This is a genomic window from Streptomyces scabichelini (genome assembly GCF_011045015.1).
GTDB classification, from domain to species: Bacteria; Actinomycetota; Actinomycetes; order Streptomycetales; family Streptomycetaceae; genus Streptomyces; species Streptomyces scabichelini.
Genome location: NZ_JAAKZY010000079.1, coordinates 25,503 through 43,267, shown reverse-complemented (window position 1 = coordinate 43,267; position 17,765 = coordinate 25,503). Strand labels below are relative to the sequence as shown.

Annotated in this window: 17 protein-coding genes; 6 read left to right on the top strand and 11 right to left on the bottom strand. The window is 70.2% G+C overall.

The genetic code is table 11. The features are described 5' to 3' along the window. The 3 genes from G5C60_RS24330 to glgB form a co-directional block, all read left to right on the top strand. On the top strand, positions 1–162 hold a 162-nt coding region (locus G5C60_RS24330), incomplete at its 5' end, for an alpha-glucosidase C-terminal domain-containing protein (RefSeq protein ID WP_206439945.1). A 28-nt stretch (positions 163–190) separates the two neighbouring features. Next, positions 191–1,591: a maltokinase N-terminal cap-like domain-containing protein gene (locus G5C60_RS24325; protein ID WP_165262809.1), complete on the top strand. Its 1,401-nt coding sequence runs from the start codon at positions 191–193 to the stop codon at positions 1,589–1,591. A gap of 121 nt (positions 1,592–1,712) precedes the next feature. Next, complete coding sequence (gene glgB / locus G5C60_RS24320; RefSeq protein ID WP_165262819.1) at positions 1,713–3,869, top strand: 1,4-alpha-glucan branching enzyme; 2,157 nt, start codon at positions 1,713–1,715, stop codon at positions 3,867–3,869. Positions 3,870–3,906: 37 nt separating this feature from the next. Here the strand turns inward: glgB and G5C60_RS24315 are convergent, their stop codons facing one another. Further along, a complete protein-coding gene (locus G5C60_RS24315) occupies positions 3,907–4,392 on the bottom strand; it encodes an Lrp/AsnC ligand binding domain-containing protein (protein WP_165262807.1) in 486 nt (161 codons plus the stop codon). A gap of 79 nt (positions 4,393–4,471) precedes the next feature. Between G5C60_RS24315 and G5C60_RS24310 the strand changes: the two genes are divergently transcribed. Beyond that, positions 4,472–5,527: a Glu/Leu/Phe/Val dehydrogenase gene (locus G5C60_RS24310; protein ID WP_165262805.1), complete on the top strand. Its 1,056-nt coding sequence runs from the start codon at positions 4,472–4,474 to the stop codon at positions 5,525–5,527. Here G5C60_RS24310 and G5C60_RS24305 read toward each other — a convergent pair. From G5C60_RS24305 to G5C60_RS24270, 8 genes are read right to left on the bottom strand one after another with little or no spacing between them, the layout of a single operon-like run. Beyond that, positions 5,518–6,465, bottom strand: a complete 948-nt coding sequence (locus G5C60_RS24305) for a sugar phosphate isomerase/epimerase family protein (protein WP_165262803.1) — start codon at positions 6,463–6,465, stop codon at positions 5,518–5,520. The genes G5C60_RS24310 and G5C60_RS24305 overlap by 10 nt on opposite strands. Next, entirely contained in the window at positions 6,462–7,073 is a 612-nt protein-coding gene (locus G5C60_RS24300) for a tRNA-specific adenosine deaminase (RefSeq protein ID WP_165262801.1), read from the bottom strand. The genes G5C60_RS24305 and G5C60_RS24300 overlap by 4 nt, the downstream gene beginning before the upstream one ends. Before the next feature lie 14 nt (positions 7,074–7,087). Continuing rightward, the gene (locus G5C60_RS24295) at positions 7,088–8,641 is read right to left on the bottom strand and encodes a GMC oxidoreductase (RefSeq protein WP_165262799.1); all 1,554 of its coding nucleotides are present in this window, start codon (positions 8,639–8,641) and stop codon (positions 7,088–7,090) included. A gap of 54 nt (positions 8,642–8,695) precedes the next feature. After that, positions 8,696–9,841 (bottom strand): ROK family transcriptional regulator, encoded by a 1,146-nt coding sequence (locus tag G5C60_RS24290; RefSeq protein ID WP_165262797.1) that lies wholly within the window; start codon positions 9,839–9,841, stop codon positions 8,696–8,698. Then, positions 9,835–11,244, bottom strand: coding sequence for a carboxylesterase family protein (locus G5C60_RS24285; protein WP_241267029.1), 1,410 nt, complete (start codon positions 11,242–11,244; stop codon positions 9,835–9,837). The genes G5C60_RS24290 and G5C60_RS24285 overlap by 7 nt, the downstream gene beginning before the upstream one ends. 5 nt (positions 11,245–11,249) lie before the next feature. After that, on the bottom strand, positions 11,250–12,131 hold the full coding sequence (locus G5C60_RS24280; protein WP_165262795.1) for a carbohydrate ABC transporter permease: 882 nt from the start codon (positions 12,129–12,131) through the stop codon (positions 11,250–11,252). Beyond that, positions 12,128–13,087 (bottom strand): carbohydrate ABC transporter permease, encoded by a 960-nt coding sequence (locus G5C60_RS24275; RefSeq protein WP_165262793.1) that lies wholly within the window; start codon positions 13,085–13,087, stop codon positions 12,128–12,130. The genes G5C60_RS24280 and G5C60_RS24275 overlap by 4 nt, the downstream gene beginning before the upstream one ends. A gap of 7 nt (positions 13,088–13,094) precedes the next feature. Further along, the gene (locus G5C60_RS24270; protein ID WP_165262791.1) at positions 13,095–14,393 is read right to left on the bottom strand and encodes an extracellular solute-binding protein; all 1,299 of its coding nucleotides are present in this window, start codon (positions 14,391–14,393) and stop codon (positions 13,095–13,097) included. 347 nt (positions 14,394–14,740) lie between these two features. Between G5C60_RS24270 and G5C60_RS24265 the strand changes: the two genes are divergently transcribed. Then, positions 14,741–15,523 carry a VOC family protein gene (locus tag G5C60_RS24265; RefSeq protein ID WP_338145908.1) on the top strand — a complete coding sequence of 261 codons (783 nt, stop codon included), beginning with the start codon at positions 14,741–14,743 and terminating at the stop codon, positions 15,521–15,523. Here G5C60_RS24265 and G5C60_RS24260 read toward each other — a convergent pair. Continuing rightward, positions 15,509–16,135 carry a TetR/AcrR family transcriptional regulator gene (locus G5C60_RS24260; protein ID WP_165262789.1) on the bottom strand — a complete coding sequence of 209 codons (627 nt, stop codon included), beginning with the start codon at positions 16,133–16,135 and terminating at the stop codon, positions 15,509–15,511. The two genes, G5C60_RS24265 and G5C60_RS24260, sit on opposite strands and share 15 nt — an antisense overlap. Positions 16,136–16,243: 108 nt before the next feature. On the opposite strand from G5C60_RS24260, the gene G5C60_RS24255 reads away from it, so the two are divergent. After that, the gene (locus G5C60_RS24255) at positions 16,244–17,230 is read left to right on the top strand and encodes an EamA family transporter (RefSeq protein WP_165262787.1); all 987 of its coding nucleotides are present in this window, start codon (positions 16,244–16,246) and stop codon (positions 17,228–17,230) included. On the opposite strand, the gene G5C60_RS24250 is transcribed toward G5C60_RS24255, so the two are convergent. Further along, positions 17,130–17,741, bottom strand: a complete 612-nt coding sequence (locus G5C60_RS24250; RefSeq protein ID WP_165262785.1) for a LysE family transporter — start codon at positions 17,739–17,741, stop codon at positions 17,130–17,132. The two genes, G5C60_RS24255 and G5C60_RS24250, sit on opposite strands and share 101 nt — an antisense overlap. Positions 17,742–17,765: the final 24 nt, after the last annotated feature.

Here is a 17,765-nt window from a genome sequence, read left to right as displayed (position 1 = left end):
GACCTGCAGACCTTCAACGGCCGCCACCCCGTCGAACTCATCGGCGGCGTCCGCTTCCCCGCCATCGGCGACCTGCCCTACCTCCTCACCCTCGCCGGCCACGGCTTCTACTGGTTCCGACTGCGCAGGGCGGTCCCCACCAGTGCCAGCTGGCGATCTTGATCGTGTGCCATTGAAAGGATGCGCCTTCATGCCCGAGACCGCGCCGTACCGTCCGGCCCGCTTCGGCTCCGCTCCGCTGCTGACCTCGGTCGCAGGGTTGCTGCGGGCCTGGCTGCCGCGGCAGCGGTGGTTCGCGGGCAAGGGGCGGCCCGTCACGGATATGACGCTGGTGTCGGTGACCGAGTTGCATCCGGGCTGTCTGCATCTTCTGGTGCACGCTCAACATGGCGCCGACGGACCTTCGTCCGGTGACTGCTACCAACTGCTGCTCGGCGTTCGGGATGTCCTGCCTCCCGGACTCGTCCACGCCTTCATAGGCCGGCCGAGCGAGGGTCCGCTGGCCGGTCTGATGGTGTACGACGCCTTCCTGGACCCCCGGTCCACCGGACTCCTTCTGGAGCGGCTGCGCCATCCGGGAACGGCCGGCCCGCTGCGCTTCGAGTGCGACGCACAGGTGACGGTGCCCGCCGGACTCACCCCACGGCTCCTCGAGGCCGAGCAGTCCAACTCCTCGCTGGTGTACGGGGATTCGTACATTCTGAAGGTCTTCCGCCGGGTCCGGGCCGGCATCAACCCGGATCTGGAGGTGCCGTGGGCGCTGGTCCGCCAGGGCTGCACGCGCGTCCCTCCTCCCGTGGCGTGGTTTCGGACCTCACAGCCGCAGGAAGCGACGCTCGGTGTGCTTCAGCCGTTCCTGCCCGAGGCCACGGACGGGTGGACTCTGGCGCTTCAGTCCCTCACCTCGGGACGGGATTTCACCGAGGAGGCGTACGAACTGGGGCGGGCCACCGCCGAGGTGCATCTGGCGCTGGCGGCCGCCTTCCCGTGCGATGCCCCGACTCAGCGCCGGAACAGGCGGCTTGCGGCCGCGATGATCGACCGCCTGGCCGCCACGAGTCAGTCCGTGCCCGCTCTCCTGCCCTACGCGCCCGGGCTGCGGGCCGCTTTCGACGCGCTCGCCGATCTCGACGCGACCCGTCCCGCGCAGCGGATTCACGGTGACTTCCACCTCGGCCAGGTGCTGCGCGCCGGGCGGCGGTGGTTCGTCATCGACTTCGAGGGCGAGCCGGCCCGCCCGCTCGCGGAACGCCGGCGCCGCCAGTCCCCCGTACGCGATGTCGCGGGCATGCTGCGCTCGTTCGACTACGCCGCACGCAGCCGCCGCCCGTGGCGTCCGGCGTGGGCACGGCGCTGCCGGGACGCCTACTGCGCGGGGTACGCCGCCGAGGCGGGGTGGGATCCGCGGGACGAGCCCGGGCTGCTGCGCGCGTACGAGACGGACAGGGCCGTGTACGAGGTGCTGTACGAGGCCCGGCACCGGCCCGACTGGCTGCCCGTACCGCTGGCGGCTGTCGCCCGTCTCGCCGAAAGCGACCGAACCCCCTCCGGCAGTGGTCCGCCGGCCCCTTCGTTCTTCCACAGCGCCTGAGGAGGCTGACACCGTGGCAACTCGCGACATCTCCGCTCCCCCGCCGTCCAGGACGCCCGCCACCAAGACCGGGGCGCGCGGACCGAGGCGCCGCGGCCCCGGCGTACGGCTGCCCCTTTCGATGGACGCGACCGATCGGGAGCGTCTGCTCGCGGGCGCCCACCACGACCCCCATGCGGTGCTCGGGGCGCATCCGGTGCCCGGCGGTGTGGTCTTTCGCGCGTTGCGTCCGTACGCCGATGCCGTGGCCGTCTCGGCGAACGGGCGGCGCACGGAGCTGGAGGGCCTGGGTGACGGTCTCTTCTCGGGTGTGCTGCCGCTCGACTCGATTCCCGAGTACACGCTGCTGGTGACGTACGGGGACGACGAGTTCGAGTGGCAGGACCCTTACCGGTTCCTGCCTTCCCTCGGCGAGTTCGATCTGCATCTCTTCAGTGAGGGCCGCCATGAGCAGCTGTGGAAGGCGCTCGGTGCCGAGCCGATGGAGCATCAGGGTGTGACCGGCACCCGCTTCACGGTCTGGGCGCCGAACGCGCGCGGCGTACGCGTCGTCGGGGACTTCAACCATTGGGACGGCACCGCGTTCCCGATGCGCTCGCTGGGCTCCTCCGGCGTGTGGGAGCTGTTCGTGCCGGGGCTCGGTGAAGGCGCCTTGTACAAGTTCGACATCACGCGCCCCGACGGCTCCAGGACCCAGCGTGCGGACCCGATGGCCCGTAGCGCGGAGGTGCCGCCCGCGACGGCTTCCGTGGTCCACGTGTCGCGTCATGAGTGGCGGGACGGCGAGTGGATGGCCCGGCGCGGACGGCGCCCCGTGCACCTGTCGCCGTTCTCGGTGTACGAGGTCCATCTCGCCTCCTGGCGCCCAGGGCTGACGTATCGTCAGCTGGCCGAGCAACTCCCCCGTTACGTCTCCGACCTGGGCTTCACGCATGTGGAGCTGATGCCGGTCGCCGAGCACCCCTTCGGCGGCTCCTGGGGCTACCAGATCACCGGCTTCTACGCGCCCACGGCCCGGCTCGGCACCCCCGACGACTTCAAGTACCTCGTCGACTCCCTCCACCAGGCCGGCATCGGCGTGATCATGGACTGGGTGCCCGCGCACTTCCCGCGCGACGACTGGGCGCTGGCCGAGTTCGACGGCCGGCCGCTGTACGAGCACGAGGACCCTCTCCGGGCCGCGCATCCCGACTGGGGGACGCTGGAGTTCGACTACGGCCGCCGCGAGGTGCGCAACTTCCTGGTCGCCAACGCCGTGTACTGGTGCGAGGAGTTCCACATCGACGGACTACGGGTCGATGCCGTCGCCTCGATGCTGTACCTCGACTACTCGCGCGAACCGGGGCAGTGGACACCGAACGTGCACGGCGGCTGCGAGAACCTCGACGCCGTCGCCTTCTTGCAGGAGATGAACGCCACCGTCTACCGCCGCAGTCCCGGTGTCATCACCATCGCCGAGGAGTCCACCGCCTGGGACGGTGTCACCCGGCCCACTTGTGACGGCGGTCTCGGCTTCGGACTGAAGTGGAACATGGGCTGGATGCACGACTCGTTGGTCTATGTGTCGAAGGACCCGGTACACCGGAAGTACCACCACAACGAGATGACGTTCTCGATGGTGTACGCGTACAGCGAGAACTACGTCCTGCCGATCTCGCACGACGAAGTCGTTCACGGCAAGCAGGCGTTGGTGTCCAAGATGCCGGGTGACTGGTGGCAGCGGCGCGCCAACCAGCGCGCGTACCTGGGCTTCATGTGGGCGCACCCGGGCAAGCAACTCCTCTTCATGGGCCAGGAGTTCGCGCAGGGCGCGGAGTGGTCGGAGGAGCAGGGGCCCGAATGGTGGCTGCTCGATCCGGCGTACGGTGCGCAGGCGGACCATCGCGGCGTATGCGACCTCGTCCGCGATCTCAATCGCCAGTACGCGGCGACTCCCGCCCTCTGGGAGCAGGACACCGTCCCGGCCGGGTTCTCCTGGGTCGTGGGGGACGCGGCGGACGACAACGTGTTCGCGTTCCTGCGCTTCGACGCGGCGGGTGCTCCGCTGCTGGCGGTGTCCAACTTTTCGCCGGTGGTCCGGCACGAGTACCGGCTTTTCGTCCCGGAGGACGTCCCCGCCTGGGCTGAGGTGCTGAACACGGACGCCGCCCGTTACGGCGGCAGCGACGTGACCCACCCCGACCCCATCAAGACGGAGTCCCTCGGGGCCGGCGGTCGGACGGGGAGCATCCATCTGACGCTGCCACCGCTGGCGACGGTGTGGCTGCGGCCGGCGTAGGGGTTTTCACCCCGGGTCAGGCATCGTTCACCGCGGATCACGTCGCCGAAAGGCTCTGGCCCTGCCTCCCCGGCAGTGGCTCCAGTACCGGATTGGTCAGGTGCTGGTAAATGATCGAGGTGCGGAAGCTGAGAATCTCGCGGCGATTGGTGAACCGGTCGAGCAGGAACGCGTGCAGGTGCTCGATGTCCGGTGCCGTGACGTGGACGAGGAAGTCGTCGCTGCCCGCCATGGTGTAGACGGACAGGACTTCGGGCAGCCGGGACACCGACCGCTCGAAGTCCGCCACCAACTCCCGGCTGAGCGGCCGCACCTGGGTCGCCACCATCGCCTGCACACCGCGGTTCAGCGCCGGCAGTGAGACCTGCGCGTGGTAGCCACGGATCACGCCGCGCTGCCGCAGCAGCCGGATGCGCTCCAGACAGGTGGACGGTGCGATACCCATCTTCTGCGCGATGGCCCGGTTGGATTGCCGTGCATCCTCCTGCAGATGCCGCAGGATTCCCGTATCAATGTCGTCCACGATCACCTCTCGGCGCTCTCTTCCGAATTTAGTTCGGGAAGATACTGGTGGACCGGATCACCTGCCTAGCGTCGGCGCCATGATGCAGACACTCGAACACGACGAGGTGGCGATCCGCCGCGGCTCCCGCTCGGGGCTGCCCCTGATCGTCGCGGTCCATTCCCGTGCCCTGGGCCCGGCCGTCGGTGGTTGCCGGATGCGGCGCTACGAAAGCTGGCGCGACGGTCTCGCGGACGCGCTACGGCTGTCCGAGGCGATGACCTACAAGTGCGCCGTGTCCGGCCTCGACTTCGGCGGCGGCAAAAGCGTGATCGCTCTCGACCCGCACGTCGAACTCACTCCGGCGCTGCGCCGAGCGGCATTGGCCGACATGGGAGAGTTCATCGCCTCTTTCGAGGGCTCGTACCGCGCGGGCCCTGACGTGGGCACCAGCCCCGACGACATGGTCGCACTGCGTCGTTCCTCCCCGTACGTGTACTGCCTGCCGGAGGAGCAGGGCGGCACCGGAAACTCCGGCGTCCCGACGGCCACCGGCGTGCTCGCCGCCCTGCGCTCGGGCGCGGAGCACGTGTTCGGGACTGCCTCGCTCACCGGGCGCACCGTCGTGGTCAGCGGCTTCGGCTCCGTCGGCAGCCGCATCGCGACCGGACTGGCGGCGGACGGCGCTCGTGTGCTGGTCTCCGACGTGGACGAGACGAAGCGGGACGCCGCCCTGCGGTCGGGGCTCGGCTGGATCGAGGCCGACAAGGCGCTCGCCACGCCTGCGGACGTCCTGGTGCCCGCCGCCGTCGGCGGAGTGCTCAACGCGGAAACAGTTCCCGAACTCGACGTACGGCTCGTGGTGGGCCCCGCCAACAACCAGCTCACCGACGACTCGATGGCCGGCCTGCTCGCGCAGCGGGGCATCGTCTGGGTCCCCGACTTCGTCGCCGGCGCGGGCGGCGTGGTCTACACACTCAGCATCGGAGCCGACCGTCTCACCCACGAAGCCGCCGAGCGACGGGTGCAGGACATCGGCAACACCGTGGGCCTCCTGCTCGACGCGGCCCGCAGGAACGGCACCACTGCACTGCACGAAGCGACGAACCTCGCCGAGAGCAGGCTCGCGCCGTACGACGAAGTCGATCACGTCTGAGCCTTCTTCGCGACGGCCGTCCCCGCCCTGAGCGCGGCGACGGGGTCGGCCGCCTCGTCCAGTTCGATGAGTATCGTGCCGGCGCCGGGAGTGCGTGACATCGCGTCGGCCCATCCCTTCCAGTCCACGATGCCCGTGCCCAGCTCGGTCATGTAGGGCTGCTGCTGGGCGAAGACCGTTTCGTCGATGGTGAGTTCGGTGTCGATCGGTTTCACCGCGTCCTTCCAGTGCGCCAGGGCGATGCGCTGGGAGTGGCGGCGCGCGACGGCGACGGGGTCGCCTCCGCCGAGGGCGATGTGGCAGGAGTCGGGGCACAGCCACACATAGCGCGGGTCGGTCAGCGCCATGAACAGGTCGATGTCCCGCTCGTACCAGAGGGTGCTGTTGGACTCCGTGTGGAAGGCGAGCTTCACGCCCTGCCGCGCGACGGCCTCGCCGACCACGTGGGCGATGTCGGCCATCCTGGTCATGTAGGCGGCGTCGACGAAGAAGGGCGGGCGCGTCCCGAACGTCGTACGCATGGGCAGTCCGGCGACGAGTACGTCCGCCCCCACGTCGGCGAGGAAGGCCGCGCGGCGCTCGGCGTCGGCGACGATCGCGGGCAGGTTGTCGCCGTGTCGCCAGTCGGGGCTGTCGCTTCCGGCGACGAAGGCGCTCACGACGCACAGGCCTCGGGCCTCTAGTGCACGGCGGAACGACGGTGCGTCGCCGAAGGCCCGCAAGGCCGAGTCGATGTCGCCGGGTGCGAAGGTCAACTCGATGCCGGTGACCCCGGCTTCGGCCAGCGCGTCCATCACCCGCTCCCAGAAGCGCTCGGGGTCGGCGAGGGCCCGGTCGCGCACGGCGTCCGCGGTTTCGAGGCCCCAGAAATCGGGGTGGTAGAAGGTGATGACGTCGGTCGCGAACCGCGGTTCGGTGGTGTCTTGCGGCGGTGTCATGCGGCACCTCCGCGGGCGTTGTAGACGACGAGGCCGTCGGCGGCGTCGACAGCCTTTCGATAGCCGCGGAACACGGCCAGCGCCTCGTCCCGGAGCACGTCCCGTACGACCGCGATGCCGCGCGCCTCGAACTGTTCGGCCCAGTCCGCGCCGAGCGGGCCTTCGTCGAACGTGGTGATCTCCTCCAGTTCCGGTCCCTCTCCGGCGACCACGAGGCCGCGTACGCCTGACCACATCGCCGCGCCGTAACACTGGATGCACGGGCGCCAGTTCACGACCAGCTCGTGCGCCGGCAGGCCGTCGCCGCCGAGGTCCCAGCCGCCGGTCGCCGTCTGGGCGAGGCCGAGGGCGACGACCTCGGCGTGTGCGCTGGAGACGCCGGAGGCGAGGACGACGTTCACGCCGACCGAGACGATCCGGCCGGTGTCCCGCTCGGCGACGAGGGCTGCGAACGGACCGCCGTTGCCCTCACGCCAGTTGCGGTCCGCGAGCCGGTGCACCAGGCGCATCCGGTCGTCGCGGCCGGGGACGGCGGCGGGCACGTCGGCCAGCTCGTCGTCGATCCACGCCGGCAGTGCCACGCGGTATTCCTTCGCGATGTCGATCACGGTCGGGCTTCCTCTCAGTAGCTCGGTGTGTGTGCGGCGAGTCGGTGTGCGGCGAGTGCCGCGTTCTGCTGGATGACGGCGCGGGCGGCCCGTACGGCGGTCACCGCGCCGGTCAGGGTGACGTTGGCGGCCATCGCGGTGGGGATCACCCCGTTGCCGGCGAGGTACAGGTTGTCGTAGCCCCACACCCGGCCGTCCGGGTCGCACACGCTGGTGCCGTCGTCGGCGACGCCGCCCCGGACGGTGCCGGTCAGGTGCAGTGACGATCCGGGCGGGAGCAGTGCCCGTTCGGTCGCGGGATCGAACGGGCCGAACTCCTCGGCCATCGACCGGACTTCGTCGAGTGCCCGCCCGATCAGCGCGCGGTCGGCGTCGGAGTAGCCGAACTCGACGGTGATCCGCGGCATCCCGGCGAGGTCGGTCTCGGTCTCGGAGAACACGAGCCGGTTCTCGGGGCGGGACTCGACGGGGGCGTACAGCGACAGGCCCACGGAGTGCGCGAGGGGGCGGCCGTCCTCGTCGACGTATGTGCGGTTCATGATCTGGCCGTGGAACGGCTGCGCCGTTCCGTTCTGCGGCAGCCACAGCGAGTCCGTGCTGAACTCGCCGGGTCGCGGCAGGGGCAGGGCGTCGAGGTCGATGCCGAACCGGTCCAGGTCGAGCAGGACCCGGGCGGTGATGAACGCGTGCTCGTTGAGGTGGCGGCCCAGCGCGTGGGGCCGGATGCCCGAGGCGAACAGCAGTTGCGGGGTGCGCAACGCGTCGGCGCACACCACCACGGCGTCCGCGAGGAGTTCCGACTCGAAGCCGTCGGCGACGCGGCGCAGCCGGGCGCCGGCGACGCGGCCCTCCGAGACGACGAGTGATGTCGCGAGCGTGCCGGTCACCAGGGTGAAGCCCGGGTCGCCGCCGGACGCGAGGGTGGGGAAGATCGTCCCGGGAGCCGTGCGTGGCATGGGGCCCGATGCCGTCGCGGTGACGGCCATGGGCATCGGCTGCGGCTGCCGGTCGGCCGGTCCGACGCCGTCGAAGCGTCGGCGCAGTACGTCGATTACGGTCCGGCCGACCTCGGTCGGGCCGATCGCGGCGGGCGTGACGGTGAGCACCCGGCGCGCGGTGTCGAGGTCCGCCGCCCAGCCTGCGGGGTCGCCGAAGTCGAACACCTCGTCCCCGGCGGGCCACGGGGTCGCGGCGGTCCAGTGGACGCCCATGCCGCCCGCGTTCCACGCGAGCGCCGTCGCGGGCATCGCCTCGGCGTCCTCGCCGAAGGCCAGAGCGTGGAACATGCCGGGCGTCAGGTCGGTGAGGCTGTCCGCTACCCCGCGCACCACCTCGGCACCCGTGTACATGCCCTGGATGCCGGTGGCGACCCGTTCGTTGTAGCGCGCCCAGAGGTCCGGGTCGTCGAGGTCGTGCAGGTGCAGACCGGGAGCCTCACCGATCGCGCTGCCGCCGTCCACCATGGTGATGCCCAACGCCGGATCGCCGGCGCGCAGTTGCCGGGCCACGACGGATCCCATGATGCCGCTGCCCACGATGAGGACGTCGGTGCGGGAGGTGTCGGTCAAGGTGAGACTCCATGTGTTGTGCCACGGGTGCTGGGGGGAGGGGTGGGGGTGCGGTCACGCGCGTGGGACGAGCGGGCCGAACAGCTCGGTGTCCATGCGGTCGAGGGCCAGCTTCACGGCGCCGACGAGGGCGGCGTCGCGGCCCAGGCCGGTGGCGCGCAGCTCTATCGCGGGGGCGCGGGCGTCGCGCATCGCCTCACGCACCCGGGGCAGCAGCACATCGGCCGCGTCCTCCAGACCGCCGCCGAGCACGATGAGCGAGGGGGCGACCGTCCACGACAGGATGGTGAGGATCGACGCGATGTTCTCCACGAACTCGTCGACCTCCGCGAGCGCGGACGCCTCGCCCGCTCTGGCGGCTTCGCAGCGGGCGAGGGCGACGGCCCGCTCTGCCGGTTCGGGTGAGCTCAGCCAGGCCACCGGGTGGTTCTCGACCGAGGCCGTCGGTATGGACCGTGCCTCGACGATCTCGCCCGCAGCGCCGTCGAGACCGCGGTGCACTGCGCCTCGTATGAGGATGCCGAGACCGGTGCGGTTGCCGAGGATCGCCCAGACGACGTTGTCGTGGTCGCCGGCCACGCCCCGCCAACGCTCCGCGAGCGCACCGAGGTTGGTGTCGTTGTCCGCGAACCACGGCACCGGGATACGCCGCTTGAGCTCCTCGGGGAGGTGCACACCTTCCCAGTGCGTCGTGTGCACCAGCCGCCGTACGACTCCCTCGTCGTCGATCGCGCCGCCGCCCGCGACCGCCCCTGCGCGCAGCCGGTCTGCCGACCCGCCCGCGTCGTCGAGCGCCCGAAGGACCAGCGCCGCCGCGTCGTCGAGCGTGGCCTGCGGGTCCTGGTAGGCGCGCAGTGGCCCCTGCGCCCGGCCGAGGATGCGGCCTCGCACGTCGGCGACCACCTCGGACGCGTCCGAGGTGGTGATGTACACGGCCGCCAACAGTGCGTGTTCGGCGCGCAGTTCGTACCGTCGCGCGGGGCGCCCCGCCGAGCCGCTGATCGGCACCCGCTCCAGCTCCGCGACCCAGCCCGCCTCGACGAGCGAGTCCAGGATGAGCTCGATGGTGCGGCGTGAGAGGCGGGCCTGGTCGGCGAGCGCGGTGAGCGTCGTCGGTTCGGCCGATACCGCCAGTGCGCGCAGGATGACGGAGGTGTTGACGCGGCGGACGGCGCTCTGGTTCATCCCCGGCATCAGCATGTCCCCGCCGCCGCCCGGGATACCGGTCGTACGACGGGGTCGAACACGCCCGTGGTGTCGGCCACGAGCGGCGCGCCGATACGGCCGTACTCGCGCGCCGGATCGCCGAGCGAGCCGGTCGCCCGTGCCCAGGCCGGTTCTTCGCCTCGGATGAACGCGACCAGATCGGCGTGCATCGAAGTGGCCAGTTGCTGAGGCGGGTCGGCGCCGAGGGCCTCGGTCACTCCTGGTGCGTCGAGTACGTCGAAGAAGTAGGGGATGTCGGCACAGTGCGCGGCGCCGCCCAGCACGGGCGAGGGCCATTCGAAGGAGTACAGCCAGGTGCCGGGGCGGGCGGCGCGTCGGGCTTCCGCGGTGCGCGGGCAGGCGGCGCGGAACAGGGTGTCGGTGAGGCGGGTTCCCGCCGCGCGGGCGGAGCCCTCCGTGGCGCCGCTGTCGAACTCGTCCCCTGTCGCGCCGAGCAGCAGAGGCACGTCGTGCCCGTGCACGGCGAGTCCCTGGGCGACCGGCACCGGCAGGATGTCGTCGCCGACGAACGGGCCCAGCACGAGCGTGTCGTCGCCTCTTTCATCGCGCAGGTCGAGGACGGCCCGCTGGACGTCTTCCACGGTCCGTCCGACGAATCCGGCTCGCGTCGCCGGAACACCGAGCCTGTCCCCGAGACGCCCGAGGAAGTCGCGTACCGCGCCCGCTTGGAAGAAGCCGCCGGACAGGCTGACCGCCCGCTGGAAGCGGCCGTCGCCGGCGGGCGACGAGAGCAGTGCGAGCACCGCCGCTCCCCCGGCCGACTGGCCGGCGACCGTGACCTGTTCCGGGTCCCCGCCGAAGGCGGCGATGTTCTCCCGCACCCAGTCGAGGGCGAGCAGCAGATCACGCAGCCCGAGGTTGGTGGGGACGTCGTCCAGTACGGCGAATCCGTCGACGCCGAGCCGGTAGCCGACGGTGACGCAGACGACGCCGTCGCGGGCGAAGGCGCGGCCGTCGTACCAGGGACTGGCCGGGCTCCCCGCGAGGAAGCCGCCGCCGTGGATCCACACCAGGACCGGGAAGGGCGCGCGGTCGTCGTCCGCGGCCGGGGCGACGATGCCGAGGTTCAGCACGTCGTCGCCCGGCACCGACGGCTCCGGCACGGTGGTCGTGGCGAACAGCGGCACGCGCTGGGAGGTGGGGCCGTGCCGGGACGCGTCGTACGGCTCGGTGAACCTGCCGCGTCGGGCGGGCGCGGCGAACCGCTGTGGCCCGGTGGGTGGTTCGGCGAAGGGGATGCCCAGGAAGCGCCGTACCTGACCGCTGCGCCGGCCGATGATCGTGCCGGCGGGAGCGTGCACGGTGGCCGTCCCCCAGCCTTCGGCCGGGGGGATCCCCATCTCGCTTCGCTCGCCCGGCGCGTCAAGGGAATTCATCACGCTCACCGCATTCCCGTTCCGGAGATGCCCTGCACGAAGTAGCGCTGCAGGAACAGGAAGAGCAGCAGCACCGGCAGCATCACGACGATCGCACCGGCGAGCATCAGGCCGTAGTCCGTGACATTGGCGGCTGCCTGACTTGTGGCCGCGAGGCCGACCGGCAGTGTGTAGGTGGACATGCTCTGGGCGACGATGAGCGGCCAGATGAAGTTGTTCCACGAGGCGAGGAACGACATGATCGTGATCGTCGCGACAGCGGGTCCGGCCAGCGGGAGGAAGATCCGGAAGAAGATCCGGAACTCGCCCGCGCCGTCGATCCGGGCCGCCTCGAGGAGTTCGTCGGGGATCGACATCGCGTACTGCCGCATGATGAAGACCGACATCGGCATCGCCACGCCGGGCAGGGCGATGCCGGTGAGGGTGTCCGCAAGGCCAAGGTTGACGGTGATCACGAACTGCGTGACGAACACCGCTGTGAACGGCACCATCAGAGCCGCCATGACCGCGCCGAACGCGATCCGCTTGCCGGCGAAGTCGAGTTTCGCGAGGGCGTAGCCGGCTGCCGACGCGGCGACGATGTTGCCGGCCACCACCATGACCGCGACCACGAGGCTGTTGACCATGAAATGGTCGAAGCCCTCGGTTCTGAACAGCCGTAGGAAGTTGTCGAAGGTGACGTCGTGCGGGAGCCAGGCGCCGGGGTCGGAGCGGATCTCGTCGAGGCTGCGCAGCGAGCCGCTGATCACCCAGAAGAACGGCAGCATCGTGAGCAGCGCGCACAGCACCAGCGCGCCGTACAGCAGCGGCCGGGCGACGGACCGGCTGGGCCGGGGGATGCGGTCGGTGGTGGTTGCGGCGTTCCGCAATGCGGCGAGAGCTGTCATGCGCGGGGCCTCAGCAGTCGGAACTGGACAAGACTCACCACGGCCACCAGGACGAGCATCACGAAGGACGCGGCCGAGGACATCCCGAACTCGCCGGCCCCGAACTGGTGGTAGGTGTACAGCGCCACGGACTCGGTGGAGCCGAGCGGGCCGCCGTCTGTGAGCAGGTACGGCTCGTCGAAGACCTGGAGGTAGAAGACGGTCAGCAGCACCGACACCATCAAGGTGGTCGGCAGCAGCAGCGGCAGGGTGATGTGCCTCAACTGCCGCCACCGTCCCGCCCCGTCGAGGGAGGCGGCCTCGTACACGTCGTCCGGAATGGCCTGCAGACCGGCGAGGAACAGCACCATCGCGGTGCCGAAGTTGCGCCACACGCCGAGCAGGATGACCACGGGCATGGCGAGGTTCGGATCGTCCAGCCAGTTCGGTCCGGCGAGGCCGACGGCACCGAGCGCTTTGTTGACGGTGCCGTCGGCGTAGAAGGCGTACTGCCAGATCAGGGCGACCGCCACGACGTTGGTGACGACCGGCGCGAAGAAGAGCGTGCGGAAGGTGCCGCGCAGCCGGCGGATGCCGGAGTTCAGCGCGAGGGCCAGCGCGAATCCGATCAACATGGTCAGCGGCACACCGACGGCCACGAACAGGGCGGTGTTCAGGATGTCGCGCAGGAAGCTCTCGTCCTGGAACAGCCGGACGAAGTTGTCCAGGCCGGTGAAGTCGACCGCGAGCGGACTCCGCAGATCCGTGCCCCGCAGGTCGGTGAGGCTGAAGCCGAGCGCCGCGACGGTGGGGACTGCCGTGTAGAGCAGGAACACGAGAGCGAACGGGGCGATGAACAGCCAGGCGACCGCCGTGCGACGGGCGCCCCGGAAGCGGCGCGGGCGGGCCGCCCCCGGACGCTCCCTGCGCGGCGTCACCGGCTTCCCCGGCTTTCTCTGGGCGATCGTGGTGGTCATCCGCGGATCACTTCGCACCCGTGCCGAGGCTCTCGGCGTACGACTGGATGTTCGCGGCGGCCTTCTCGGCGGTCGCCGTGCCCTTGGCCACGGCTTCCATCTCCTTGCCCATCCGGGTCGCGACCTGCTGCCAGGTGCTGACCTGCGGGAACGCCCGGGTGTTCTTCAGCTGCGTGAGGAAGGCGTCGAGCAGCGGCTGGTCCTTGATGGCGGAGTCGTCCCAGGCGGAGATGACCGCCGGCAGCGAGCTGTAGGCCTTGTACTGCGCGACCTGGGTGCTCGGCTCCGCCATGTACCGGACGAGCTTCCACGACGCGTCCGCGCTGCCGCTGCCTGCGAGCACGCCCCAGCTGCCACCGGCGGAGAAGGAGACACTGCCCGACGACCCGGCCGGCAGCGGTGCGGTGGCGACGTGGGACGCGGTCCAGCCTTTCTTCTTCGCTGCGGTGTCGAGCTGGCCGACGACCCACGGGCCGGTGATCATCGTGGCGGTCTTGCCGCTGACGAAGTACGGCTGCGCGTCCAGGAACGTGGGCGTGGCGGTGTCGGCGACGCCCGAGGTGAAGAACGACGCGTTGTACTTGAGCGCGTCCACCGTCGCCGGTGTGTCGAGTGTCCATTTCCCGCCGGAGAGCAGTGAGCCGCCGGCCTGCCAGGCGTACATCGCGACGTCCTGGCCGTTGAAGATGTCCCAGCCGTTGTCGGCCGCGAGACCGTGCCCGGCGCCGGCACCCTGGAGCGCCTTGAAGAACGGCACCATCTCGTCCCACGTCGTCGGCGCTTCGACACCGGCTTTCTTGGCCAGGTCGGCGCGGTAGACCAGCGCGTAGGTGTAGGCGTACCAGGGCACCGTGTAGGCCACGTCCTTAACCACACCCGCGTCCCAGAGGCTCTTGAAGAAGCTGTCCGGGTCCACGAGGCCGTCCGGAACGGCCTGGAGGATCGACGGATCGAGGAACTGCGCCTGCGACTCCGGGAAGAGCTGGGCGACATCGGGCCCCTTGCCCGCCGCGATCGCCGACTGCAGCTTGGTGTAGTACTCGGCGTTCGGGATCAGCGTGACCTTCACGGTGACGTCGGGGTTCGCGGCCTTGAAGGGCTTGATGACCTTCTCTAGCACGTCGGCGTCGCCCTGGGCGGCCCAGACTTTGACGGTGCCGGTGGCCGGGGAGTCGTCGACGGGCTTGGCGGAGGCCTTCGCGGCGGCGGTGTCCTCCTCGCGCCCACAGCCCGTCAGGCCGAGGGTGCCGAGGACAGCCATGCCGGCGGTCAGCTTCAAGGCGCCGCGTCTGGAGAGATTGGGCACTGGAGGGCTCCTGTCTCAGGAAGGCGCTGAGGGCAGTGGGGATTTCCGGCGGAAGTAGCTTTTTCGGTCCGTCGAACCCGCTGCGATGGACGGGGTCTGTGCGTCCGACAGCGAAGCTAGGAGGGATGCATTTCGGCCACATGGCGGACCCATCACGAATAATTTCGGAACTTGTAGCGAAATTGATTCGTCCTGCTTTGTAACGATCGGTCAGTGACTCGCGATTGTCGTGACACTAATAAAGTTTGATTAGTACGCTCTGAGGCGTACGGTCAAAGTCCGATCGCGCCGCTGTACGCAAGTCGGCCGGGGTAGCGCGGGGAGCCTGAGAGTCAGTGGGGGAACTGGTGCCAGAAGCATTGACGGAGTCGACGTACGCGAACGAGACGACAGTGCCCCTGCTGCCGTGCTCAGCGGTGCAGGAGACGCTGGACTTCTACCAGGCCCTCGGCTTCGAGGTCACCTACCGGCAGACGAAGCCCTACCTCTACCTCGCTCTGCGCTGGAGCGGCATCGATGTGCATTTCGGCAAGCCGCCCCAGGGATACGACCCGAACCGGGAAGACGGCGGCGGCTGCCTGGTCATGGTCGACACCGTCGCGCCATACCACGCCGCGTTCACCCAGGCCATGCGGGCCGCCTACGGCAAGGTGCTGGCGACCGGGCGTCCACGCATCACGCGCTTCCGCCCCGGGCAGTCCCGCTTCACTCTCCTCGACCCGTCCGGCAACTCGCTGATCTTCATCCAGCGCGACGAACCGGCGGAGCTGGAGTACGGCGGTTCCAAGAAGCTGCACGGGCTGGCGAAGGCTCTCGACAACGCCCGAATCCTCCGCGAGTTCAAGAACGACGACCGCGCGGCGTTCCGGGCGGTCAAATCGGCGCTGCGCAGGCACGGACCGCAGGCCCTGGCTGTCGACCGGGCGCTGGCGTTGGCGACCCTCGTCGAGCTGGCGACCGCCTTGGACGAGCAGGACGAGATCGATGACTGGATCCGGGAGCTGGGGACGATCCAGCTCACCGACGCGGAGCGGCAGCGAGTGGAGAGCGAACTGCGCAACGCCGAACGCCTCAAAGAGTGGCTGACGCAGGAACCAGCAGCCTTCGACAACAGTTCATCCGACTCCTGAGCGCCCGACGGGGCCACGGCCCGTCGTCGGCGTCACCAGCAGTAGCCGCGCTTCCTCACGGGCGTGGTCCAGCGCCCCGGGGAAGATGCGCAGGCCGTGCGCCACGAGGGCGCCCTCGTGGAGCAGCATCAGGGTGCGGGCCAGGGATTCGGCGGCCGCGCCCGGCACGAGGGGGCGTACCAGGTCCGCGAACAGGGCGAGCATCCACTCCTTCTGCCCGGTGATGATCGCGTACGCGGGATGTGACGGATCGTCGATCTCCGCATGGGCGTTGACCATGCTGCAGCCTCGGGGACTGTGCGCCTCCATCCAGTCGCGTGAGGCGTCGAAGACGGCCAGGACTCCGTCATGGGGGGTGGGAGCCGCGTCGAGGCGAGGCGCCAGGAAGACCCGCCAGCGCTCGTCGCGGTCGGCGAGGTATTCGACGACGATCTGCTCCTTGGAGCCAAAACGGTCGTACAGCGTCTTCTTGGTGACGCCGGCCTCGGCCGCGATGAGATCGACGCCGACCGCATGGATGCCGCGCTCGTAGAACAGCCGCCCGGCCGCTGCCAGCGCGCGGCGGGCTCCGGGGGTCAGAGCCACCCGACGGGGTGTGTTCGCGGTCGTCATGGCACCAGTGTAGACCGATCTGTATACTCGGCCGCAGGTATACAGATCGGTCTACTCGGCGTTCGGTCCGCCGACTTCGCTTCACTCACATCCGGAGGTGTTCGTGCCGTGAACGTCCTGTTGTCGATCGCATTCGTCGTGGCCTGGAGTTCCGGCTTCATCGGAGCCAAGCTCGGGTCCGGCAGCGCGTCGGCGGTCACGCTCCTCATGTGGCGTTTCCTTCCGCTGGCCCTCGTCCTGGGCGTCGTGGCCCTGACGGTGGCGCGGGCGTCGTGGCGCGGGCTGAGGGCGCGCGACGTCGTGCGGCAGGTCGTCGTCGGAGCGCTGTCGCAGAGCGGCTATCTCCTCACGGTCTATTACGCGATCGAGCTGGGCGTCTCCAGCGGTACGACGGCCCTGATCGACGGCACGCAGCCGTTGGTGGCCGGAGCGCTGGCCGGACCCCTGCTGGGTCTGCCGGTCTCCCGAACGCAGTGGCTCGGCCTCGGTCTGGGTGTGACCGGCGTCCTCATCGTCACCGCGGCGGACGCCGGAGCCGGGACGGGCGCCGCCTGGTGGGCGTATCTCGTCCCGTTCGCCGGCATGCTCTGCCTGGTGGCGGCGACGTTTCTGGACCGCCGGTCCTGCAGGGAGGTCCGCCCGGTGGTGGCGATGACCGTCCACGGCGTCACAAGTGCCGTCATTTTCACGGCACTTGCCGTGGGGACGGGAGCGGCGGCACCGCCCGCAAGCGCATCCTTCTGGACCGCCGTGGCCTGGCTCGTGGTCCTTTCCACCTTCGGGGGATACGGGCTGTACTGGCTGATCCTGCGGCGGTCCGGGGTGACCAAGGTGAACACCCTCATGTTCCTGATGGCACCGGTGACGGCCGTGTGGGGTGCCCTGATGTTCGGGGAGCCGTTCGGGGCACAGACGGCGGTGGGTCTGGCGCTCGGCCTGCTGGCGGTGGCCGTTGTCCATCGGGGCGACCTGCAGGATCCGGGGCCGCGAGGGCTCACGCTCCGGCGATCAGCGTGGCCCCGAGGGCGATCATCGTCGCGGCGACCAGACCGTCCAGTACGCGCCATGCCGACGGACGGGCCAGGAAGCGGCTGAGAGCCCTGGCGCCGAAGCCCAGCGCGGCGAACCAGCACAGGCTGGCGAGGGCGGCGCCGAGGCCGAAGGTCCAGCGGAGCGGGCCGCGGTCGGCGGCGACGGAGCCGAGAAGGAACACGGTGTCGAGGTAGACGTGCGGGTTGAGCCACGTGATCGCCAGACAGGTGAGCACGGCGCGCCGCCGCGATCCCGCGGAACCGGCTTGCACCCGCAGGGCCGAAGGGCGGAACACCCGCCGTGCGGCGAGGCATCCATAGGCGAGCAGGAAGACGCCGCCGACCAGCGCGACCACGGTGAGCGCCGACGGCCAGGCCACCACCACGGCGCCGACACCGGCGACGCCCAGGGCGATGAGCGCCGCGTCGGACAGGGCACAGATGCCCACCACGGCGAGCAGCGACTCCCGGCGGATGCCCTGACGCAGTACGAAGGCGTTCTGGGCGCCGATGGCGACGATGAGCGAGAGGCCGGTGCCGAATCCGGCGGCCGCGGCGGTCAGAGCGTTGGTCACGGCCTCGACGCTAGAAAGCCGGGC